Annotated in this window: 16 protein-coding genes and 1 tRNA gene; 13 read left to right on the top strand and 4 right to left on the bottom strand. The window is 74.7% G+C overall.

Going from position 1 to position 22,170, the window contains the following annotated elements; all coding sequences use genetic code 11:
• Positions 1–172 precede the first annotated feature (172 nt).
• The 6 genes from ABT300_RS08445 (at position 173) to ABT300_RS08420 (ending at position 8,541) form a co-directional block, all read left to right on the top strand.
• Positions 173–1,807 carry a beta-N-acetylhexosaminidase gene (locus ABT300_RS08445; RefSeq protein WP_351673366.1) on the top strand — a complete coding sequence of 545 codons (1,635 nt, stop codon included), beginning with the start codon at positions 173–175 and terminating at the stop codon, positions 1,805–1,807.
• A 237-nt stretch (positions 1,808–2,044) separates the two neighbouring features.
• Complete coding sequence (locus ABT300_RS08440) at positions 2,045–2,938, top strand: FAD binding domain-containing protein (RefSeq protein ID WP_351673364.1); 894 nt, start codon at positions 2,045–2,047, stop codon at positions 2,936–2,938.
• A complete protein-coding gene (locus ABT300_RS08435; RefSeq protein WP_351673362.1) occupies positions 2,935–4,686 on the top strand; it encodes a 2Fe-2S iron-sulfur cluster-binding protein in 1,752 nt (583 codons plus the stop codon). Before ABT300_RS08440 ends, ABT300_RS08435 begins: the two co-directional genes overlap by 4 nt.
• Positions 4,683–6,992 (top strand): xanthine dehydrogenase family protein molybdopterin-binding subunit, encoded by a 2,310-nt coding sequence (locus ABT300_RS08430; RefSeq protein ID WP_351673360.1) that lies wholly within the window; start codon positions 4,683–4,685, stop codon positions 6,990–6,992. The genes ABT300_RS08435 and ABT300_RS08430 overlap by 4 nt, the downstream gene beginning before the upstream one ends.
• The gene (locus ABT300_RS08425; protein ID WP_351673358.1) at positions 6,989–7,189 is read left to right on the top strand and encodes a hypothetical protein; all 201 of its coding nucleotides are present in this window, start codon (positions 6,989–6,991) and stop codon (positions 7,187–7,189) included. Before ABT300_RS08430 ends, ABT300_RS08425 begins: the two co-directional genes overlap by 4 nt.
• Positions 7,190–7,467: 278 nt before the next feature.
• Positions 7,468–8,541: an SUKH-4 family immunity protein gene (locus ABT300_RS08420; RefSeq protein ID WP_351673356.1), complete on the top strand. Its 1,074-nt coding sequence runs from the start codon at positions 7,468–7,470 to the stop codon at positions 8,539–8,541.
• A gap of 99 nt (positions 8,542–8,640) precedes the next feature.
• Here ABT300_RS08420 and ABT300_RS08415 read toward each other — a convergent pair.
• A tRNA-Cys gene (locus tag ABT300_RS08415) sits at positions 8,641–8,712 on the bottom strand.
• A 246-nt stretch (positions 8,713–8,958) separates the two neighbouring features.
• Here ABT300_RS08415 and ABT300_RS08410 point away from each other — a divergent pair.
• The 4 genes from ABT300_RS08410 (at position 8,959) to ABT300_RS08395 (ending at position 14,669) form a co-directional block, all read left to right on the top strand.
• Positions 8,959–10,416 carry an MFS transporter gene (locus ABT300_RS08410; RefSeq protein WP_351673354.1) on the top strand — a complete coding sequence of 486 codons (1,458 nt, stop codon included), beginning with the start codon at positions 8,959–8,961 and terminating at the stop codon, positions 10,414–10,416.
• Between the two features lie 381 nt (positions 10,417–10,797).
• On the top strand, positions 10,798–12,594 hold the full coding sequence (locus ABT300_RS08405; RefSeq protein WP_351673352.1) for a DEAD/DEAH box helicase: 1,797 nt from the start codon (positions 10,798–10,800) through the stop codon (positions 12,592–12,594).
• 403 nt (positions 12,595–12,997) lie between these two features.
• Entirely contained in the window at positions 12,998–13,648 is a 651-nt protein-coding gene (locus tag ABT300_RS08400) for an IclR family transcriptional regulator (protein WP_057574434.1), read from the top strand.
• A gap of 229 nt (positions 13,649–13,877) precedes the next feature.
• Positions 13,878–14,669, top strand: a complete 792-nt coding sequence (locus ABT300_RS08395; protein ID WP_351673349.1) for a S16 family serine protease — start codon at positions 13,878–13,880, stop codon at positions 14,667–14,669.
• Between the two features lie 63 nt (positions 14,670–14,732).
• Here ABT300_RS08395 and ABT300_RS08390 read toward each other — a convergent pair whose 3' ends face one another.
• Entirely contained in the window at positions 14,733–15,254 is a 522-nt protein-coding gene (locus ABT300_RS08390; protein WP_351673382.1) for an Lrp/AsnC family transcriptional regulator, read from the bottom strand.
• Between the two features lie 126 nt (positions 15,255–15,380).
• On the opposite strand from ABT300_RS08390, the gene hppD reads away from it, so the two are divergent.
• Positions 15,381–16,526 (top strand): 4-hydroxyphenylpyruvate dioxygenase, encoded by a 1,146-nt coding sequence (gene hppD / locus ABT300_RS08385; RefSeq protein WP_351673347.1) that lies wholly within the window; start codon positions 15,381–15,383, stop codon positions 16,524–16,526.
• Positions 16,527–16,596: 70 nt separating this feature from the next.
• On the opposite strand, the gene ABT300_RS08380 is transcribed toward hppD, so the two are convergent.
• Positions 16,597–18,174: a tetratricopeptide repeat protein gene (locus tag ABT300_RS08380; RefSeq protein ID WP_351673345.1), complete on the bottom strand. Its 1,578-nt coding sequence runs from the start codon at positions 18,172–18,174 to the stop codon at positions 16,597–16,599.
• A 93-nt stretch (positions 18,175–18,267) separates the two neighbouring features.
• Between ABT300_RS08380 and ABT300_RS08375 the strand changes: the two genes are divergently transcribed.
• A complete protein-coding gene (locus tag ABT300_RS08375) occupies positions 18,268–19,773 on the top strand; it encodes an FAD-binding oxidoreductase (protein ID WP_502977893.1) in 1,506 nt (501 codons plus the stop codon).
• 45 nt (positions 19,774–19,818) lie between these two features.
• On the opposite strand, the gene ABT300_RS08370 is transcribed toward ABT300_RS08375, so the two are convergent.
• Positions 19,819–20,295 carry an SsgA family sporulation/cell division regulator gene (locus ABT300_RS08370; RefSeq protein ID WP_351673341.1) on the bottom strand — a complete coding sequence of 159 codons (477 nt, stop codon included), beginning with the start codon at positions 20,293–20,295 and terminating at the stop codon, positions 19,819–19,821.
• A gap of 307 nt (positions 20,296–20,602) precedes the next feature.
• Between ABT300_RS08370 and ABT300_RS08365 the strand changes: the two genes are divergently transcribed.
• Positions 20,603–22,162 carry an RDD family protein gene (locus tag ABT300_RS08365; protein ID WP_351673339.1) on the top strand — a complete coding sequence of 520 codons (1,560 nt, stop codon included), beginning with the start codon at positions 20,603–20,605 and terminating at the stop codon, positions 22,160–22,162.
• Positions 22,163–22,170: the final 8 nt, after the last annotated feature.

Raw genomic sequence — 22,170 nt, 5'->3', positions numbered from 1 at the left:
CGCGTTTCGGCGCGCCCCGGGGGCCTTCGGCGTGGGCGTCCGCCGCTCCGGGCGGCGCCAGGAGGTCACAGATTGGTCCAGACCTCTTGTCGGGGTGATCTGCCGGCCCTAGCCTCCGGTGTGTCGTGCGAAGCAGTGCGAAAACGGTTCCGGAGCCCCCCGAAGGACTGACGTGACGTCTGCGATCGATCTCGTCCCCGCGCCCCGCTCCGTCGAGGGCCCGACGCCCGGCGGCGCGGTCCTGCTCGACGAGGCCACCGCCCTGTGGGCCGCTCCCGGCACGGAGACCGCCGAACGCTGGCTGCGCGGCACGCTCGGCGCGGCGCTCGGTCTGCCCCTGCGGCCCGGGCCGCGCGACGCCCCTGACTGCGTGCGGCTGCGCCTGGACGACACGCTGGAGCCCGAGGCGTACCGGCTGAGCGTCGTCGCGGACGCGGGCGTCGAGATCCGCGGCGGGGATCCCGCCGGCGTCTTCTGGGGCGCCCAGACGCTGCGGCAGCTGCTCGGCCCGGTCGCCTTCCGGCGCGCCCCCCTCCGACCCGGCGTCAGATACGGCGTCCCGCACCGGATCGTCGAGGACGCCCCCCGGTTGCGCTGGCGCGGCCTGATGCTCGACGTGGCCCGGCACTTCATGCCCAAGGACGGCGTCCTGCGCTACCTGGACCTGATGGCGGCGCACAAACTCAACGTCCTCCACCTCCATCTGACGGACGACCAGGGCTGGCGGATCGAGATCCGCAGGCGCCCCCGGCTCACCGAGGTCGGCTCCTGGCGGGCCCGCACGAAATTCGGCCATCGTGCCTCGCCGCTGTGGGAGGACAAGCCGCACGGCGGCTTCTACACCCAGGACGACATCCGGGAGATCGTCGCCTACGCGGCGCAGCGGCACATCACCGTCGTCCCCGAGATCGACGTGCCCGGCCACTCGCAGGCCGCGATCGCCGCGTATCCGGAACTCGGCAACGCCGACGTCGTCGACACCCGCGCCCTGGCCGTCTGGGACACCTGGGGGATCAGCCCGAACGTGCTGGCCCCCACCGACGACACCCTGCGCTTCTACGAGGGGGTCTTCGAGGAGGTGCTGGAACTCTTCCCCTCGGAGTTCGTCCACGTCGGAGGTGACGAATGCCTCAAGGACCAGTGGCGGAGCTCGCCGGCCGCGCAGGCCCGCATCGCCGAACTCGGCCTCGCGGACGAGGACCAGCTGCAGTCCTGGTTCGTCCGCCACTTCGACGCCTGGCTCGCGGCGCGCGGACGGCGGCTCATCGGCTGGGACGAGATCCTGGAGGGCGGGCTCGCGGACGGTGCGGCCGTGTCCTCCTGGCGCGGCCGCGCGGGCGGGATCGCCGCCGCGCGGGCCGGGCACGACGTGGTGATGTGCCCGGAGCAGCAGGTGTACCTCGACCACCGGCAGGCGGACGGCGCGGACGAACCCGTGCCGATCGGCTACGTCCGCACCCTGGAGGACGTCTATCGGTTCGAACCCGTTCCCACGGAGTTGACGCCGGCGCAGGCGCGGCACGTGCTCGGCGCGCAGGCCAACCTGTGGACCGAGGCGACGGAGGACCAGGCCCGCGTGGACTACCAGGCCTTCCCCCGCCTCGCCGCCTTCGCCGAGGTCGCCTGGAGCGACCTGCCCGCCCCGGCGGAACGGGACTTCGCCGGCTTCGAGCGGCGGATGCGGGCCCACTACGCCCGGCTCGACGCCCTGGGCGTCGGCTACCGCCCGCCGGGCGGACCCCGGCCGTGGCAGCGGCGCCCCGGCGTCCTCGGGCGGCCCATCGAGGGACGGCCCCCGAACCGGTGATCCGCCGGGTCACGGAGAAACCCCGGCAGGGTCACCGAAGAGAGGCAATTCACGCGCACCGGTGATGCCGTGCGAAAACGGACCATCTCCGGGGCGAGGTGGGCGAATGCCTCCTAGCGGACCCCCGCGCTCGGGTGTTGCGAAGATGTGCCAGAGTTGCCACGTCCGCCCTGTCAGCACGTACCGTACGGCAACACAGGTGGGACCAGGTGGGGCAGCGGGAAGGGGCAGCCGGTTTTGAGCACGCACGCACCGCAGGCGGCGCAGGCCGTCACGCTGCCCACGACACTGGACGACGCCGTGGCGGCCCTGGCGGCCATGCCCGCGGCCGTCCCCGTGGCCGGCGGCACCGACCTGATGGCCGCCGTGAACTCGGGTCAGCTGCGCCCCGCCGGACTGGTGGGCCTCGGCCGGATCAGCGAGATCCGGGGCTGGCAGTACCAGGACGGCCACGCCCTGCTCGGCGCCGGACTCACCCACGCGCGCATGGGCCGCCCCGACTTCGCCGCCCTGATCCCGGCGCTCGCCGCGGCCGCCCGCGCCGCCGGACCGCCGCAGATCCGCAACGCGGGCACCCTGGGCGGCAACGTCGCCTCGGCCGCCCCCACGGGCGACGCGCTGCCCGTGCTGGCCGCGCTGGAGGCGACCCTGATCGTCGCGGGCCCGGGCGGAGCCCGCCGGGAGGTCCCGGTGTCGCACCTGCTGGCCGGCATGGAGATGCTGCGCGGCGGCGAGCTCATCGGGTACGTGCGCGTGCCCCTGCTGCACGCCCCGCAGGTCTTCCTCAAGGCCACCGGCCGCACCGGTCCTGGCCGCGCGGTGGCCTCCGTGGCCCTGGTCCTCGACCCCGCGCGGCGCGGGGTCAGGTGCGCGGTGGGCGCCATAGCGCCGATGCCGCTGCGGCCGCTCGAGGCCGAGCAGTGGGTCGCCCGGCTGATCGACTGGGACAACGGCCGCGCGATCGTCCCCGAGGCCCTCACGGCCTTCGGCGAGTACGTCGCCGCCGCCTGCATCCCCGACCCGACGCCCGGCGTGGACGGCTCCGTGCCGGAACTTCCGCCCGCCGTACTGCACCTGCGGCGCACCGTCGCCGCACTGGCCCGACGAGCACTGGGGAGGGCGCTGTCGTGACCGACGACCGGCAGGGACCCGGACACGGACAGGAGAACGGGCAGGACCAGGGCGCGCCGCAGGGCGTCGGCCGCTGGGACCCGTTGCCCCAAGGGGACTACGACGACGGCGCGACCGCCTTCGTGAAGCTCCCCGAGGGAGGCATCGACGCCCTTCTCGCGGGCCGCGGCGACAGCCCGCTCGCCGCCCCGGGGCACGGGTACGTGCCGCCCCAGATAGCGGTGGCGCCTCCCGCGGACGACGCCGCCACCTGGGCTGCCCCGGCCGGCGGCAGCGACTGGCCGCTCGCGCAGGACACCCCGCAGACGGTGGGCGACGACCGCTTCAGGTACAACCCGGGCGCGACCGGCCAGTGGGCGTTCGAGGACGCCTCGGCGGGCCAGGGCGCGCCGCAGTCCGCTCCCGCCCCGGGCCACGACGTGACCGGCCAGTGGTCGATCCCCGTCGCGGGCGGCGACCTTCCCGACGAGTCGGGCGAGTTCACCGCGTCTTCCCTGGTCGAGCAGTGGGGCGGCACACCCCCGGCCACCCTGCCCGGCGGCGCGGCCGCGCCCTGGGCGACCGAGGCGTCCGGCACGGCGCACCAGACGTGGGACCGGCCCGCCGACGAGGCCGCTCCGGCCGACCGTGGGGCCGCGGACCCGGCGTCGCACGGCCACCCGCCCGCGCACCTGTCCCCGCACGAGACCGGGACCGCGTTCGCGCCGGAGCACGACCCGTCGGCCGCGGCCCCCGACCGGGCCCGCCCCGACGCCGAGCACGCCGAGCACGCCGGCCGGCGCCCCGACCCGGGCGGCGCGTTCGCCCCGGAGGTCTCCGCCGAGGCGTACACGGCGCCCGCCGACGGCCCCGCCGAGACCGCCCCGCGGGCCGTGGAGGCCGAGGGGGCCGCCGAGACGTCCGGGGAGCCGGAGAGCGCCCTCGACGCCGCCCACGGCCCCGCGGAAGCCGTCCACCGGCCCACGCGGCCGCCCGCCGCGCCGCACGACGACGCGCCCGCCGGCGACGCTCCGCAGACCTCGCGACCGCACCCCTCCGACCCGCACCCGTCGGAGCCGCAGCCGGAGCCGGCGGCGGACAACGGCGCCGACGACGCCCCGCCGCCGTTCCACGAGGAACACCCCCTCGCCGGCTACGTGCTGCGCGTCAACGGCTCCGACCGCCCCGTCACCGACGCCTGGATCGGCGAGTCCCTGCTCTACGTGCTGCGCGAGCGGCTCGGCCTCGCGGGCGCCAAGGACGGCTGCTCGCAGGGCGAGTGCGGCGCCTGCAACGTCCAGGTGGACGGGCGGCTCGTCGCCTCCTGCCTGGTCCCGGCCGTCACCACCGCCGGCAGCGAGATCCGCACCGTCGAGGGGCTGGCCGTCGACGGACAGCCCTCGGACGTGCAGCGGGCCCTCGCCGCCTGCGGCGCCGTCCAGTGCGGCTTCTGCGTGCCCGGCATGGCGATGACCGTCCACGACCTGCTCGAGGGCAACCCGGCGCCGTCCGAACTCGAGGCGCGCCAGGCCCTGTGCGGCAACCTGTGCCGCTGCTCCGGCTACCGGGGCGTCCTCCAGGCCGTCCAGGACGTCGTCGCCGAACGCCAGGCGCACGCCGACGCCGAGACGGACGGGGACGAGGCGCGTATCCCTCACCAGGCGGGCCCCGGCGCGGGCGGCGTGCACGCGTCGGCGTTCGAGAACCCGGCGCAGCCCCATCCGCATGACCCCGCATACGGACAGGGCCAGGACGGAGGCCAGGCGTGACGAACGAGACAGCCACCGCGGCGACCCCCGTCGAGGCCGCCCCGGCCCCCGAGCCGGCCCCGCACGGCCTCGGCGTGTCCCTGCAGCCCGCCGACGTGCGCGCCAAGACGGAGGGCACCTTCCCGTACGCGGCCGACCTGTGGGCCGAGGGCCTGCTCTGGGCGGCCGTCCTGCGCTCACCGCACCCGCACGCGCGCATCGTGTCCATCGACACCTCCCACGCGCGGGAGATGCCCGGCGTGCGCGCCGTCGTCACCCACGAGGACGTCCCGGGCCGCGCGCTGCACGGCCGGGGCGCCGTGGACCGGCCGGTGTTCGCCTCCGACGTCGTCCGCCACCACGGCGAGCCCATCGCGGCCGTCGCAGCCGACCACCCGGACACCGCGCGCATGGCCGCCGCGGCCGTCATCGTCGAGTACGAGACGCTCGACCCGGTGATCGACCCGGAGCTGGCCTTCGAGGCGGAGCCCCTGCACCCCGACGGCAACCTGATCCGGCACATCCCGCTGCACCACGGCGACCCCGAGGCGGCCGGCGTGGTCGTCGTCGAGGGCCAGTACCGCATCGGGCGCGCCGACCCCGCCCCCATCGGCGCCGAGGCCGGTCTCGCCGTGCCCCGCCCCGACGGCGGCGTGGAGCTCTACCTCGCCTCCACCGACCCGCACACCGACCGGGACACCGCCGCGGCCTGCTACGGACTCGACCCCGAACGGGTGAAGATCGTCGTCACCGGCGTGCCCGGCGCCACCGCCGACCGCGAGGACCAGGGCTTCCAGCTCCCGCTGGGCCTGCTGGCCCTCAAGACCGGCTGCCCGGTGAAGCTCACGGCGACCCGCGAGGAGTCCTTCCTCGGCCACGCCCACCGCCACCCCACGCTGCTGCGCTACCGCCACCACGCCGACGCCGACGGCCGGCTGGTGAAGGTCGAGGCGCAGATCCTGCTGGACGCGGGCGCCTACGCCGACACCTCCGCAGAGGCCCTGGCCGCCGCCGTCTCCTTCGCCTGCGGCCCCTACGTCGTGCCGAACGCCTTCATCGAGGGCTGGGCGGTGCGCACCAACAACCCGCCGTCGGGCCATGTGCGCGGCGAGGGCGCGATGCAGGTGTGCGCCGCCTACGAGGCGCAGATGGACAAGCTGGCGAAGAAGCTCGGCGTCGACCCCGCGGAGCTGCGGCTGCGCAACGTCATGGCGACCGGCGACGTCCTGCCGACCGGCCAGACGGTGACCTGCCCCGCCCCGGTCGCCGAACTCCTCCAGGCCGTCCAGGAGTTCCCCCTGCCGTCGCTCCCCAAGGACGCGCCCGAAGAGGACTGGCTGCTGCCCGGCGGCCCCGAGGGCGCGGGCGAGCCGGGCGCGGTGCGCCGCGGCGTCGGCTACGGCCTGGGCATGGTGCACATGCTGGGCGCGGAGGGCGCCGACGAGGTCTCCACCGCCACCGTGAAGGTTTTGGACGGCGTCGCGACGGTGCTGTGCGCGGCGGTCGAGACCGGCCAGGGCTTCACCACGCTGGCCCGTCAGATCGTCCAGGAGACGCTGGGCGTCGACGAGGTCCACGTGGCGCCCGTGGACACCGACCAGCCCCCCGCGGGGCCCGGCTGCCGGGGCCGTCACACCTGGGTCTCGGGCGGCGCGGTGGAGCGTGCGGCGAAGATGGTCCGCACCCAGCTGCTCCAGCCGCTGGCGCACAAGTTCGGCATGTCCACGGAACTGCTGCAGATCACCGACGGCAAGATCACCTCCTACGACGGCGTCCTGTCGACGACCGTCACGGAGGAGATGCACGGCAAGGAGCTGTGGGCGACCGCGCAGTGCCGCCCGCACCCCACCGAGCCGCTGGACGCGGCCGGCCAGGGCGACGCCTTCGTCGGTCTCGCCTTCTGCGCGATCCGCGCGGTCGTGGACGTCGACATCGAGCTCGGCTCGGTGCGGGTCGTGGAACTCGCCGTCGCCCAGGACGTCGGCCGGATCCTGAACCCGGCTCAGCTCGCCGCCCGCATCGAGGCGGGCGTGACGCAGGGCGTGGGCATCGCGCTCACCGAGAACCTGCGCACCCCCCGCGGCCTGATCCGCCACCCCGACCTCACCGGCTACGCGCTGCCCACGGCGCTGGACGCCCCGGACATCCGGATCGTCAAACTGGTCGAGGAGCGGGACGTGGTCGCGCCGTTCGGGGCGAAGGCGGCCAGCGCCGTCCCCGTCGTCACCTCGCCGGCGGCGATCGCCTCCGCCGTCCGCGCAGCGACGGGCCGCCCCGTGAACCGCCTCCCGATAAGGCCGCAGGCCGCGGTGGTGACGGACCGGTGAGCGCCCCGGCATCGGACGACCTGCCGACGGGCGACCTGCCTGCGGGGGATCCGTCGGCGGGGGAGTCGTCGGACGAGCGCCGACCCGAGGCCCGGCAGTACGAACCCCCGCCGAGCGCGGGCAAGTTGCTGTTCTGGATCCTCCTGTTCGTGACCGCGGCGCTGGCCGTGGTGCTGGGCGGCGTGTACTTCGCCTGACGGATGCACACCGACGCCCGCCCTTGGGACGCCGGGCTCGAACAGCCGGGTTGAACAAACGGTCTCGCGAACACCCGGCGGGACCGGGCGATCCGGGCGATCCGGGCGGGAAGGGAACGCACGGGGCGCACCCGACGTCTTCTGATGCGGACCAGTGCCGATGCGCGAGCGGAACCCGGCACGGGTCGGGCGTCGCCGCTGGTCACAGCCGTTGTCAGTGGGGCCGCATAGGCTGCGGAGCAGTGGGACGGCGCACGTGAATTCCGCCAGGGGGACCGATGGGCACGACCAGGACCACCACCGCCATGACGACGATCACCTTCACCGAGGACGAGCTGAACCCGCACATCGCACACGCCCCGGCCCGCCGCCGGCCGACCGGCCCGGCCCTGCGCGGCCTGCCTGCCGTCGACCGCCGGGAGCCGGAGTCCGTCCTGCTCGACGGGATGACGGGAGAGATCTCGACGACGTACTTCTTCCACGACCGCCTCGACCTGATGGACGCCCCGCCGCTCGCCCCGGCCCTGGAGAAGCTGCTCCGCTGCGCCACGGCGGTGGACGAACTGACGGCCCTGCGCGGCCAGTTCGCCTGCTACGCCGGACGGCTCGGACCGCAGGCGGTGGCCGAGGCCTCCCGCCGGCTGCTGGCGGTGTTCGAGGCGGGCGCCGAGGGCCCGGGCGACGCCGGCGCGCTGTTCTGGAAGCTCGCCGCGGTGATCCGTCCACTGGCCCTGGCCGCCGGTCCGGGCACGGCGTCCGGCCTGGCCCTGGACCTGCCGGTCCGGTGGCTGGACGAGGAGTTCGGCTCGGCGTGCGTCGTCCGCTTCGAGGACGTCGACGTCCCCGCCGCTCTCACGCACGCTCCGACCCGGCGCTTCCTGCGCGCGACGGGCCTGCCGGAGGAGGCCGCGCCGTTCTCCCTGGAGCCGGACATGCCGCTGCGGACGCTCGCCGAGCACCACGCCGACGACCTGGCCGCCGCCGACGACACGGCGGACGACCGCGAGGGCGTCGGCGCCGGAAGCCGCCTCCCGGCGCACGCCGACCGCCTCGTCCGGCTGGGAAGCCTCGTCGAGGACACCGCTCTCGTCGTGGACGGCGTCACGGGCGCCGTGCTCAGCTGGAGCGAGCCGGACCTCACCCTGCGCCCGCTCAACGCCGACATCTCCACCCTTGCGTTCACCCTCTGGCTGCTGAGGCGTGAGCGGGCCCTGGACGCACTGCGCGAACTGACCGAGGCCTGCGGCCGGCTCGCCGGCACGATGTCCCGCGACCTGGCGACGACCGACCGAGCCCGCCGGCCCGGCCCGACCCCCTGCGACGCCGCCCCGACCAACCCCGCAGACGCCTGACGCCCCTGCCCGCACCACCTGCCGGCCGGCAGACGGACGACAGCCAGGGCGGCGCCCTCATGGGGCACCGCCCTGGCCGCCTGCCCGCTGGGGCAAGAGAGACCGCGACGGGATTCGAACCCGTGTCACTCGCTTTGCAGGCGAGCCCCTGAGCCTCTCGGGCACGCGGTCGGGTCGGTGGCGGGATGTCGGTCCCGCCGTGCTCGATGTGACGACCGTACGGGCGGCCAGGACCGGGCTCAAGCAGCCGGCCGGTGCCGCAACGGGACTGCCACACGCCGTTCATGAAAGGGGGCCAGGGGGGCAGCCGGAGGCCGATGGGGTCGATGGGACGGCGGGACCTAGTACCGAGGTCCCGGGTGAGGATCCGCCTTCCGACAGGGGTCAACCTCGGTTGCGCACCTTACGCTGGCGGCCATGGCTGCCCTCGAATCACGCGACGCCGTCGTCGCCGACGCCCCGGAGGACCCCGGCACGTCACCGGGTCCCGACGAGACCGTCCTCGGACGTCCCTATCGCGCCCTCAGCATCGGCATCGTCTCCGTCGTGCTGCTCATCGCCTTCGAGGCGACCGCCGTCGGGACGGCCATGCCCGTCGCGGCGCGGGAGCTCGACGGGGTGTCGCTCTACGCGTTCGCGTTCTCGGGGTACTTCACGACGAGCCTGTTCGGGATGGTGTTCGCCGGGCAGCTGTCGGACCGCCGCGGCCCGCTCGGGTCGCTCGCGGGCGGGATCGCGGCGTTCGCGGCGGGCCTCGTGCTCTCCGGGAGCGCCGGGACCATGTGGGTGTTCGTCCTCGGGCGGGCCGTGCAGGGGCTCGGGGGCGGCCTGGTGATCGTCGCGCTGTACGTCGTCGTCGGACGGGCCTATCCGGAGCGGCTGCGGCCCGCGATCATGGCCGCGTTCGCCGCGTGCTGGGTCGTGCCGTCGGTCGTGGGGCCGCTGGCCGCCGGCGCGGTGACCGAACGGCTGGGATGGCGCTGGGTCTTCCTCGGGATACCGGCCCTCGTCGTGCTTCCGCTCGTGCTGGCCCTGCCCCAGATACGACGGCGCGCGGGCGGTCCCGTGGCGGGCACGGCGGTCGCGGCCTTCGACCGACGGCGGATCCGCCTCGCGCTCGGCGTCTCCCTCGGGGCCGGACTCCTGCAGTACGCCGCGCAGGACCTGCGGCCGCTGTCCGCGGCGCCCGCCGTCGCGGGGTGTGCGCTGCTCGTCCCCGCCGCGCTCGGACTGCTGCCGCGCGGCACCTGGCGGGCGGCGCGCGGGCTGCCCTCGGTCGTGCTGCTGCGCGGCCTGGCCGCCGGGTCCTTCATCGCCGCCGAGTCCTTCGTGCCGCTGATGCTCGTCACGCAGCGCGGGCTGAGCCCCACCCTCGCCGGGTTCTCGCTCGCGGCCGGCGGAGGGACCTGGGCGCTGGGCTCGTGGGTGCAGTCGCGGCCGGGTGCGGAGCCCTACCGGCAGCGCCTCACCGTGCTGGGGATGGTGCTGGCGGCCGCCGCCGTCGCCGCGGCGCCCAGTGTGCTGGTGGCTTCCGTGCCCGTCTGGACCGTGGCCGTCGCCTGGGGCTTCGGGTGTTTCGGGATGGGGCTCGTCATCTCCTCGACCAGCGTGCTGCTGCTGCAGCTCTCCGCGCCCGAGGAGGCCGGCGCCAACTCCGCCGCCCTGCAGATCTCGGACGGGCTCTCCAACGTGCTGCTGCTCGCCGCCGGCGGCGCGGCCTTCGCGGCGCTCGGCGGCGGGGGCGTCGCGCACGCGGCCACGACCGCCGACGGCTCCTCGCACCCGGCCGCCTTCGCCGCCGTCTTCCTGCCGATGGCCGCGGTGGCGCTCGCGGGCGCCTGGGTGGCGACCCGACTGCACGAGCGGCCGACGTGACCGGCCCGGCGGCCACGGGCGGAGGGGCTCCCCGGGCGAAGGCGGTCCTCGGGGGAAGGGGCTCCCTGCGGAATCGGCTTCCCGGCCGCAGAGGCTTCCCGGCCGAAGGGGCTCGCGGCCGAAGGGGCTCGCGGCCGAAGGGGCTCCCGGCTGGGGGTGACCGGGGGCCGGGTCGGGCGGCCGGGGGCCGGGGTCCGGGCGAGGGCCGACGCGTTCGCGCCGCTGCCGCTGCCGCTGCCGCTGCCGCTGCCGCTGTGAGCTGGGTCCCACCCGCGGACGACGCGGCCTTGTCGGCGCGTTGACATCCGGGCCGCCGGTAGGGTGGCCCGGTTGTCATACGTAGCCGAGTAACGAGCAGCCCGACCCCCCGAACCGGAGACCGTGACTACCACCGCCGCCACCTCTGCCTCCCACCACCTGTCGCCCGCCTTCCCCGGCCGCGCCCCCTGGGGCACCGCCGGCAAGCTGCGGGCCTGGCAGCAGGGGGCGATGGAGAAGTACATCCAGGAGCAGCCCCGCGACTTCCTCGCCGTCGCCACCCCCGGCGCCGGCAAGACGACGTTCGCGCTGACCCTCGCCTCCTGGCTGCTGCACCATCACGTCGTGCAGCAGGTGACCGTGGTCGCGCCGACCGAGCACCTGAAGAAGCAGTGGGCGGAGGCGGCGTCCCGGATAGGCATCCGGCTCGACCCCGAGTACAGCGCGGGCCCGCTCAGCAAGGACTACCACGGCGTCGCCGTGACCTACGCGGGCGTCGGCGTGCGCCCGATGCTGCACCGCAACCGCAGCGAGCAGCGCAAGACGCTCGTCATCCTCGACGAGATCCACCACGCCGGCGACAGCAAGTCGTGGGGTGAGGCGTGCCTCGAGGCGTTCGAGCCGGCGACCCGCCGCCTCGCGCTCACCGGCACGCCGTTCCGGTCGGACACCAACCCCATCCCGTTCGTCGCGTACGAGGAGGGCGACGACGGCATCCGTCGGTCCGCCGCCGACTACACCTACGGGTACGGGTCGGCGCTCGCCGACCACGTCGTGCGGCCCGTCATCTTCCTCTCCTACAGCGGCAACATGCGCTGGCGGACGAAGGCCGGCGACGAGATCGCGGCCCGGCTCGGCGAGCCGATGACGAAGGACGCGATCAGTCAGGCCTGGCGCACCGCCCTCGACCCGCGCGGCGAGTGGATGCCGAGCGTGCTGCGCGCCGCCGACCAGCGCCTCACCGAGGTCAGGAAGGCCATCCCGGACGCCGGCGCGCTCGTCATCGCCTCCGACCAGGACTCCGCCCGCGCCTACGCCAAGCTGATCCGGGAGATCACCGGCTCCAAGGCGACGCTCGTCCTGTCCGACGACACCGGCGCGTCCCGTCGCATCGACGACTTCAGCGGCAGCACGGACCGCTGGATGGTCGCCGTGCGGATGGTGTCCGAAGGCGTCGACGTGCCGCGGCTCGCGGTCGGGGTGTACGCCACCACCATCTCCACCCCGCTGTTCTTCGCCCAGGCCGTCGGACGTTTCGTGCGATCCCGGCGGCGCGGCGAGACCGCGTCCGTCTTCCTGCCGACCGTGCCCGACCTGCTCGGTTTCGCGGGGGAGATGGAGCGCGAGCGCGACCACGTCCTCGACAAGCCCAAGAAGCAGGGCGAGGAGGATCCGTACGCCGAGTCCGAGAAGGAGATGGACGAGGCGAACCGCGAGCAGGACGAGGACACCGGCGAGCAGGAGCAGTTCGCCTTCGAGGCGCTGGAGTCCGAGGCCGTCTTCGACCGGGTGACGTACAACGGCGCCGAGTTCGGCATGCAGGCCCACCCGGGCAGCGAGGAGGAGCAGGACTACCTCGGCATCCCAGGGCTGCTGGAGCCCGACCAGGTGCAACTGCTGCTGCAGAAGCGGCAGGCGAAGCAGATCGCGCACAGCAGGAAGCGGCCGGACGCCGAGGCCGATCTGCTCGAGCTGCCCGCCGAGCGTCGGCCGGTCGTCTCGCACAAGGAGATGATGGAGCTGCGCAAGCAGCTCAACACGATGGTGGCCGCGTACGTGCACCAGAGCGGCAAGCCGCACGGGGTGATCCACACCGAACTGCGCCGGGTGTGCGGCGGACCGCCGAGCGCCGAGGCGACCGCGGGACAACTGCGTCAGCGCATCGCCAAGGTGCAGGAGTGGGCGACCCGCATGAAGTGAGTCCCGGTCGCCGGGGCCCGGACAAGCGCGTCGCGCGCCGGGCCCGCGGCCACCCCGTGGCGGGTGTACGCGGTCCCGTGCGCCCCACGGGCCCCGTCAGTCCCGAGGGGCGCATGCGCCGCCGCCGCGCTCCGTACGTACCGGGATAAATGCAGGTAGTCCCCACCGGTCGTTGACCGGATTCTGGACGGAGCCTTCCGCTCAGCGAACCGGCTTCGCTACTGTCCCGCTACGCACACGCCCCGTGGCAGCGCCGCCGCGGAGCGCAGCCGTGAAGCGACCGGGCTCGGAACGCCGGGCCCGTCTGTCGATCGGAGGCCTCTGTGGCGCGTCACTGACGGGACTCGGTGATGCCCCCGCCGCGACGGAGGCAGCCGACCTCACCACTTAAGGAGTGGGCGTCGTGACCGCGGAGACCTCTCAGACGCTCGACCGGGGACTGAAAGTCCTCAAGCTGCTGGCCGACACCGACCACGGGCTGACCGTCACCGAGCTTTCCAACAAACTGGGCGTCAACCGGACCGTTGTGTACCGGTTGCTCGCCACGCTGGAGCAGCACGCGCTCGTACGGCGTGACCTGGGCGGACGAGCCCGGGTCGGCCTCGGGGTGCTGCGGCTCGGCCGCCAGGTGCATCCGCTGGTGCGGGAGGCCGCGCTGCCCGCGCTGCGCTCACTGGCCGAGGACATAGGCGCGACCGCGCATCTGACGTTGGTGGACGGGACGGAGGCGCTCGCCGTCGCCGTCGTCGAGCCGACCTGGACGGACTACCACGTGGCGTACCGGGCGGGGTTCCGGCATCCCCTGGACCGGGGGGCGGCGGGCCGGGCGATCCTCTCCGCCCGGCAGAAGACGGCGCGCCACGCGGACGAGCCCGGCTACACACTGACGCACGGTGAGCTGGAGGCCGGCGCGAGCGGGGCGGCGGCCCCGCTGCTGGGCGTGACCGGCGTCGAGGGCAGCGTGGGCGTGGTGATGCTGGCCGACGCCGTGCCCGAGCGGGTCGGCCCGCGCGTCGTGGACGCGGCTCGCGAAGTGGCGGAGGCGCTGCGCTGACCGGGGCCGGGCCGCGCCGGGCCGGGCCGCGCCGGGCCGGCCACCCGGCCACCCGGCCACCCAACCACCCGGGTTCGGGAGCACAGGCGGGGCGGCGCGAGCATGGGCATCGCGGGCACGGCGCCTCGGCGTGGGCGCCTCGCCCATGAGCATCTCGGGCGTGGGCGGCTCGGGCGGGGGGCGTCGTCCAGCCGTGAGCCCCGGCGCCTCGTCACGTTAGATTGACTCCGTGCTCTCTCGCCTCTCACGCCCCCGGGCTCTCGCCGTCTGCGCCCTGCCCCTCGTGGCGCTGCTCGCCACGGCCGCGTATGCGCCGCTGCCGTTCTCGGTGGCGCAGCCCGGGATGACGGCGAACGTCCTCGGCGACAACAGGGGCGCCCCGGTGATCACGATCTCCGGCGCGCCCGTGCGGGACACCAGCGGGCAGCTGCGCATGACGACGATCGAGGCGACCGGCCCCGACGCGCGCGTCACGCTCGGCGACGTGATCGACGGCTGGTTCCGCACCGACCAGGCGATCATGCCGCGCGACGCGGTGTACCCCAGCGGGGAGAGCACCAAGGAGATCGAGCAGCACAACACCCAGCAGATGCAGGACTCCCAGGACGCGGCGACCCAGGCGGCGCTGGCCTATCTGAAGCTGGGCGAGGACGACGTCCAGGTCACGCTGAAACTGGCCGACGTGGGCGGTCCCAGCGCCGGGCTGCTGTTCTCGCTCGGCATCGTCGACAAGCTCGACGGCGACGGCTCCGGCGGCGACCTCACCGGCGGCCGCACGATCGCCGGCACGGGCACCATCGACGCCGGCGGCAAGGTCGGCGCGGTCGGCGGGGTGGCCCTGAAGACGCAGGCCGCCCGGCGGGACGGCGCGACCGTGTTCCTCGTCCCCAAGGAGGAGTGCTCCGACGCGAAGTCCGAGCTGCCCAAGGGGCTGCGGCTGGTCCCGGTCACCACGCTCAAGGGCGCGGTGAGCGCGCTCGTCGCGCTGGAGAAGGGCAAGGGCCCCGTCCCCAGCTGCTGAGCGCCGGCAGCCGCCCGGCCTCCTCCGGTCGGCCGTCCGCCGGGCCGCCGGCCACGTCCGGCCTCACCGCCCCCGGTCGGCCCGGTCCTCTCCGGGCCGTCCCGAGGTCTGCTCCATCGCCTGCTCGGCCGCCTGCTCCACGAGCGGGATGACCCGCAGCGGCACGGGGTTCTCCATCACGATCGCGGTGGAGGCCCGGACGATGCCGTCGAAACCGACGACCCGGTCGATCACCCGCTGGAGATCGGCGTTGGAGCGGGCCACCAGTCGGCACAGCATGTCCCCGCCGCCGGTGGTGGTGTGCAGCTCCAGCACCTCGGGCACCGATCCCAGATGGGCCCGCACGTCGGCCCCCTGGCCCTGGCGGATCTGCAGCGTGGCGAACGCGGTGACCGGGTAGCCGAGGGCCGCCGGATCGACCTCGGGACCGAAACCCCGGATGACGCCGTTCGCCTGCAGTCGGTCGAGCCGTGCCTGCACCGTCCCGCGGGCCACGCCCAGCCGCCGGGACATCTCCAGCACCCCCAGCCGCGGCTCCCGTGCCAGCAGCACGATGATCCGGCCGTCCAGACGATCGATCCCCATGCCGTAGGCCTCCACGATGGTCACCCTGTACAGAAGGTCCGCCGAAACCGTCGAGCAGCTATACAGGTTGCCCAGGCGATACGCGAACTATTGCGCATCTTGCAGGGCTGGCGCGAGGCTTTCGTTATGACCCAGACCACACACCTCACTCCCGACACCGCGCGGCAGGCAGACCCCTTCCCGGTCAAGGGAATGGACGCGGTCGTCTTCGCCGTGGGCAACGCCAAACAGGCGGCGCACTACTACTCCACCGCCTTCGGCATGAAACTGGTCGCCTACTGCGGACCGGAGACCGGCACCCGCGAGACCGCCTCGTACGTGCTCACCAACGGCTCGGCCCGCTTCGTCCTCACCTCGGTCGTCAAGGCGGCCACCGCCTGGGGCCACTTCCTGGAGCGGCATGTGGCCGAGCACGGCGACGGCGTCGTCGACCTCGCCATCGAGGTCCCGGACGCCCGCGCCGCCTACGCCTACGCCATCGAGCACGGCGCCCGCTCCGTCGCCGAGCCCTACGAGCTCAAGGACGAGCACGGCACGGTCGTCCTCGCCGCGATCGCCACCTACGGCGAGACCCGGCACACCCTCGTCGACCGCTCCGGCTACGACGGCCCCTACCTCCCCGGCTACGTGAGCGCCGACCCGATCGTCGAGCCCCCCGCCCAGCGCACCTTCCAGGCCGTCGACCACTGCGTCGGCAACGTCGAACTGGGCCGGATGAACGAGTGGGTCGGCTTCTACAACACGGTCATGGGCTTCACGAACATGAAGGAGTTCGTGGGCGACGACATCGCCACCGAGTACAGCGCGCTGATGTCGAAGGTGGTGGCCGACGGCACGCTCAAGGTCAAGTTCCCGATCAACGAGCCCGCCGTCGCCAAGAAGAAGTCCCAGATCGACGAGTACCTCGAGTTCTACGGCGGCGCCGGCGTCCAGCACATCGCGCTCAACACCAACGACATCGTGCAGACCGTCCGCACGATGCGCGCGGCCGGGGTGCGGTTCCTCGACACCCCCGACTCCTACTACGACACCCTCGGCGAGTGGGTCGGCGACACCCGCGTCCCCGTCGACACCCTGCGCGAGCTGAAGATCCTCGCCGACCGCGACGAGGACGGCTACCTGCTGCAGATCTTCACCAAGCCGGTCCAGGACAAGCCGACCGTGTTCTTCGAGATCATCGAACGCCACGGCTCGATGGGATTCGGCAAGGGCAACTTCAAGGCCCTCTTCGAGGCGATCGAACGCGAGCAGGACAAACGCGGCAACCTGTGACCGGCGGACCGCGCCACGCCACGCCGTGCCCGCGCGCTGATTCCGGCAGCGGCGCCAGTCGGCGTCGGCGCTAGTCGGGCAGTTCGGCCGGGGGCGGCTCGTCGCCGAGGCCGGCGAGGGCGGCCCGGGCCGCCGGGCCGAACAGGGGCGAGAAATGCGGGTTGATCCGCAGCGCCTCCTGAAGATGCCGCCGCGCGGGGCCGTCCTTCCCCAGCGCCCGTTCGATCACCGCCAGGTGGTGCACGTACGGCGCGCTGTACACCGCGCCCCCGTGCACCCGGTCGGTGGCGATCGAGGCGAACCTCAGCGCCGCCTCGTCGTCCCCGGCCCGGTGCAGCGCCCAGCCCAGCGCGTCCGCGACGGCGACGCCCGGCTGCCGCCGCCACTCGGCCCGCAGCCGCCGCACCGCCGACGCCGGGTCCCCGTGGTCCGCCTCGAACCGGCCGAGCGTCAGCTCCCCGTCGACGCCGCCGGCCGACTCCTGCCGGACCAGCGTCCGCAGCCGGTCGTACTGCACCCGCGCCGCCTGGGCCAGCCCCAGCGACTCGTACAGCTCGCCCAGCTCCAGCGCGTACTGCGGCAGCGGCTGCCGTTCCAGCGCCACCCGGTACGCGTTCAGCGCCTCCGTCGTCCGCCCCAGCGCCGCCAGCGCCCTGCCCTGACCGGCCTGCGCCGCCCGCTGGTCCGGGTCGAGCCGGACCGCCTCCTGGAAGTGCCGCAGCGCGTCCTGCGGCTCACCGCGCTCCCAGGCGAGCTGCCCGGCCCGCTCCAGCCACGCCGCCTGCTCGGCGGGGGAGACGGCGCCGACCGCCGCGTCCGCCAGCGCGGCCTGCGCGTCCTCACGCCGGCCCCGGTCCCAGTAGACGCCCGCCGCCCGTCCCCGCACGGCAGGACCGGAGTGCAGCGCCGTCAGCGCGTCCAGCGCCTTCAGCGTCTTCTTGTAGTCCCCCATGCCGGTGTACGCGTCGATGAGCTGCGGATACGTCGTCCAGCGCTTCGGCGCCTCCTTGCGCGCGGCCTCGCCCCAGCGCACCGCTGCGGGGAAGTCCCGGCGGGCGTTGGCCAGCGCGGCGAGACCGCCGAGGGCGTCCGCGTTGCCCCGGGGACGGGCCTTCAGCGAGGTCCGCAACGCCCGCTCGGCCTTCGGATACAGGACGGCGACCTCGGCGGTGCGCCGGCCCTGCTCGAGGTACGCCGTGCCGAGCACCGCCCAGGACCGGGCGTCCCCGGGACGCTCCCGCACCGCCCGCTCCCGCTCCTCGATCAGCGCCGCCAGTTCGGGCAGCGCGGCCGCCACCCCCGCCCGCACCGCCGATCCCGCCTGGGCCCCCGGAGCCGCCGCCGGCGCCCCGCGTCCCGCCGGCCCCTCGCCGGGCAGGCACACCAGCACCCCGCCGCCCAGCACCAGACACCCCACGAGCGAGCCGACGACCAGACGCCGGCGCCGGCGCCGACGCGTCGCGGAGCCTTCCTCGCCACCCTCCCCGGACCCCTGCTCGCCGCCCTCCCCGGGACCCTCCTCCGCGGCCCCTGCGGCGGCTTCGTCGACGGCCTGCGCGGCGGGTTCCCGGGCGGCTGCCGCGACGGCCTCCGCAGGAGTCCCGTCGGGGGCGGTGCGCTCTTCGGCGGCGCGCTCCTCGTTCTCCATGGCGCTCACTGTGCGTCAGTACGACGACCGTGCGACGTCAGCCGGAGGGTCCCCGGACGGGGGTTCACACCGATGGCCCCGGAGTGCGAGCCTGTGATCATGAGCCGTTGGGAAGCACCAGCCGAAGAAGACACCGCGGCGACCGACGAAACCGCGGCCACCGACGAAACCACGACGACCGACGAAACCGCATCGCCGCACGGCACGGCCGCGGCGCACGGCATCGCGCCGGCCGGCCGCCTGCTGGAACGGCTGCGGGCCGGCCTGCCCGACGGGTCCGTCCTCACCGACCCCGACGTCACGGCCTCGTACGCCAACGACATGGCGAGCTTCTGCCCGGCCGGCGCCCCGGCCGTCGTCGTGCTGCCGCGCACCGCGGAAGAGGTGCAGCACGTCCTGCGCACGGCGAGCGAGCTGCGCGTCCCGGTCGTCCCACAGGGCGCCCGCACCGGTCTGTCCGGCGCCGCCAACGCCTCCGACGGCTGCATCGTCCTGTCCCTGACCCGGATGGACCGCATCCTCGAGATCAATCCGGTCGACCGGATCGCCGTCGTCGAACCCGGCGTCGTCAACGCGGCCCTCTCGCGTGCCGTGGGCGAGCACGGCCTGTACTACCCGCCCGACCCGTCCAGCTGGGAGACGTGCACGATCGGCGGCAACATCGGCACCGCCTCGGGCGGACTGTGCTGTGTGAAGTACGGGGTGACGGCCGAGTACGTCCTCGGACTCGACGTGGTGCTCGCCGACGGACGGCTGATGACCACCGGCCGCCGCACCGCGAAGGGCGTCGCCGGGTACGACCTCACCCGCCTGTTCGTCGGCTCCGAGGGCTCGCTGGGCGTCGTCGTGCGGGCCGTCCTCGCCCTGAAGCCGCGACCGCCGCAGCAGTTGGCGCTGGCCGCAGAGTTCGCCTCGTCCGCCGCCGCCTGCGACGCGGTGTGCCGGATCATGGAGGGCGGCCACGTGCCGTCCCTCCTCGAACTGATGGACCGCACGACCGTCCGGGCCGTCAACGCCCTGACCCGCATGGGCCTGCCGGAGTCCACCGAGGCCCTGCTGCTCGCCGCCTTCGACACCCCCGACCCGGCCGCCGACCTCGCCGCCGTCGGCGCGCTGTGCGAAGCGGCCGGCGCCACCCGGGTGGTCCCCGCCGACGACGCCGCCGAGTCCGAACTCCTCCTCCAGGCACGGCGGTCGTCGCTCGTCGCGCTGGAGGCCGTCAAGGGCACGACGATGATCGACGACGTGTGCGTGCCGCGCTCCCGGCTCGCCGAGATGATCGAGGGCGTGGAACGCATCGCCCGCGCCCACGGACTGACCATCGGGGTCGTCGCCCACGCCGGAGACGGCAACACCCACCCCACGGTCTGCTTCGACGCGGCGGACCCCGACGAGTGCCGGCGCGCCCGCGCGTCCTTCGACGAGATCATGGGCCTCGGCCTGGAACTCGGCGGCACGATCACCGGCGAGCACGGCGTCGGCGTGCTGAAGAAGGAATGGCTGGCCCGCGAGATCGGCCCGGTGGGCGTCGAGATGCAGCGCGCCGTCAAAGCCGCCTTCGACCCGCTGGGCATCCTCAACCCGGGCAAGCTGTTCTGAGACCGGGCACGCCCTCGCGAGCCGCCCGGCGTGCGCCCCGGCGGCTCACTCGCCGTCCCGGGACTCGTCCGACGGCCACGGGTCGCACAGCCACAGGTCGTCCGCGGGCGTCGGGGCGAGCAGCTCGGCCAGCGCGTCGTCGATGCCGAGCCGCAGGCCCTCGGCGCCCGGGGGCACCGCCCGCAGGGTCCGCTCCAGCCAGGCCGAGACCTGGGCCGTCGGCGCCTCCAGCAGGGCGTCCCCGTCGGGCGAGCTCAGCGCCATCAGCACCACGCTGCGCCCCTCGGACTTGGTCGGCCACACCCGTACGTCCCCGTACCCGCACGGCCGGAACACCCCCTCCACCAGCAGTTCGCGGGCGAACGTCCAGCCCACCGGGTGCGCGGAGTCGATGTGGAAGGTCACGTGGACGGCGAACGGGTCGTCGCTGCGGTAGCCGAGCCGGGCCGGCACCGGGACGGCGCGCTCCGGCGACAGGATCAGTCTGAGCTCCAGCTCGCGCTCCACCACGGTGTGCTGCATGTCGTTCTCCTCTCGTCGACGGGCCCGTGCGCGGCCCGTGGGCGTGCCCGTGTGCGGGCTCGTACGAGTGGAGAGCGGACAGCGCCGCGACCATTACGCGGGTCTGCGGAAATTTTTTCGGCGGACTTCCCGCACCGGCCCGGTGAGGACCCTCCGAGTCCCCTGCGGACGGTTCCGAACGTGTGAAGAGCGTGCACGGCGTTGCCCGGAAAGGGGCGGGTCCGACAGGACTGGCGGTGGGGCTTGCGTCCGTCTGATAGATGTGGAGCCCCCCATCCCACCCCCGAGCAGATACGGGACGACGGACATGAGCGCCCCAACCCCGGCACCCGGCGACGACAGGCCCCGCGAGGGGTATTACCCGGACCCGTCCATCCCTGGATACGTCCGGTACTGGAACGGTTCCGCCTGGGTGCCGGGCACCAGCCGGCCGGCCCCGTCCGACGGCCGCCCGCTCACCGCCCCGTCCGGCGGCACGCCCGCCGCCCCGGTGGAGGAGACCGGCCCGCACTTCTTCGACGAGGACCCCCAGCCCGACGGCCCCGTCCCGGTGAACCCGTACAGCGGCCGTCCCGAACCGGCCTCGGCGTGGGGCGCGGACCGTTCCCACCAGTCCGGCTTCGGCGGCGACCAGGACCGCCGGGTCTCCTGGGGCGCTCCGCCGGCCGCCGACCCGAGGATGCCCTCGCCCGCCCAGGTCCAGCCCGACGGCGCCTCGACGAGCACCGACGGCATGACGACGATCCCGCCCGCGGAGCCGGAGGCGGGCGCGGCAGCCGGGGACGTGGTCTCCGGGGGCACGTTCGTCTTCCGCCGGCCGACCGCGGGCGACGGCCCGACGGCCGCGCCCCCCGGGTTCGCAGCCGGCAAGGCGGCGGCCGACCGGGCGGCGGCCGCACCCGCACCGGGCGCCCCGGGACCGGGCGTCCCGGCTCCGCAGGGGCCCGCGCGGATCCCGTCCCCGCAGATCCCGTCACCGCAGAGCCCCGCGCAGGCCGCGGCGGCTCCCGCCCCGCAGGGCCACGGGTTCCCGCCCGCACCCTCGGCGCCCTCCGCGGCTCAGCCCGCCGCGGCGCCGCCCGCTCCGTCCGCGCCTCAGCAGTTCGCTCCGCCTGCTCAGCCCGCACAGCCCGTTCCGGGTGTGCCCCATCAGAGCGCCGGCCCGGGCGGCCCCGGCCCCGGCGCTGTTCAGCCACGGCCGGCCGCGCCCGCCGCGACCCCCGCCGTCTCCGCGGCCTCCGCCCCCATGGCCGCGGGGGCCGGGGGCGGCCAGCCCTCCTGGGCGCAGCAGGTGCACCGGCTCACCGGCGCCGAGGACGGACCCGTCACGCCCTGGAAGCCGCCGGTCGACGACGTCTTCCAGGCGGCCGCCCGGCGCCAGTCCGAGGCGCGTCCCGCGGGCCTGGGCAAGCGGCTGGCCGCCCGCCTCGTGGACACGCTCGTCCTCGCGGCCGTCACCGCAGGAGCCGCCCTGCCGCTCGGCGTGCGGGCTCTCGACCACGTCGACGAGAAGATCGACGCGGCCAAGCTGAGCGGAGAGACCGTCACCGTCTGGCTGCTGGACGGCACGACGGCGGTGTACCTGGGAATCGTCCTCGCCGTCCTGCTGGTCTTCGGGATCCTCTACGAGGCGCTGCCGACCGCCAAGTGGGGCCGCACGCTGGGCAAGAAGCTGCTGGGGCTCCAGGTGCGCGACATCGAGGGCGGCGAGCCCCCGTCCTACGGGGCGGCCCTGAGCCGCTGGCTGGTCTACAGCGTGCCCGGTCTGCTCGCCGTCGGGGTGGTGGGCGTCCTGTGGTGCCTGTTCGACCGGCCGTGGCGCCAGTGCTGGCACGACAAGGCGGCGCACACCTTCGTCGCCGGCTGACCGGAGCC

It is taken from the genome of Streptomyces sp. NPDC001027 (genome assembly GCF_040299045.1).
Classification (GTDB): domain Bacteria; phylum Actinomycetota; class Actinomycetes; order Streptomycetales; family Streptomycetaceae; genus Streptomyces.
Note: the sequence above shows the minus strand (reverse complement) of the source record. Positions and strands in the feature narration are given on the sequence as shown.

What these genes read in the sequence shown, in the direction of transcription:
- ABT300_RS08420 (WP_351673356.1), top strand. Translation starts at nt 7,468, where the DNA reads ATGGGCACGACCAGGACCACCACCGCCATGACGACGATCACCTTCACC.
- ABT300_RS08370 (WP_351673341.1), bottom strand. Translation starts at nt 20,295, where the DNA reads ATGCAGCACACCGTGGTGGAGCGCGAGCTGGAGCTCAGACTGATCCTG.
- ABT300_RS08380 (WP_351673345.1), bottom strand. Translation starts at nt 18,174, where the DNA reads ATGGAGAACGAGGAGCGCGCCGCCGAAGAGCGCACCGCCCCCGACGGG.
- hppD (WP_351673347.1), top strand. Translation starts at nt 15,381, where the DNA reads ATGACCCAGACCACACACCTCACTCCCGACACCGCGCGGCAGGCAGAC.
- ABT300_RS08410 (WP_351673354.1), top strand. Translation starts at nt 8,959, where the DNA reads ATGGCTGCCCTCGAATCACGCGACGCCGTCGTCGCCGACGCCCCGGAG.
- ABT300_RS08390 (WP_351673382.1), bottom strand. Translation starts at nt 15,254, where the DNA reads ATGGGGATCGATCGTCTGGACGGCCGGATCATCGTGCTGCTGGCACGG.
- ABT300_RS08365 (WP_351673339.1), top strand. Translation starts at nt 20,603, where the DNA reads ATGAGCGCCCCAACCCCGGCACCCGGCGACGACAGGCCCCGCGAGGGG.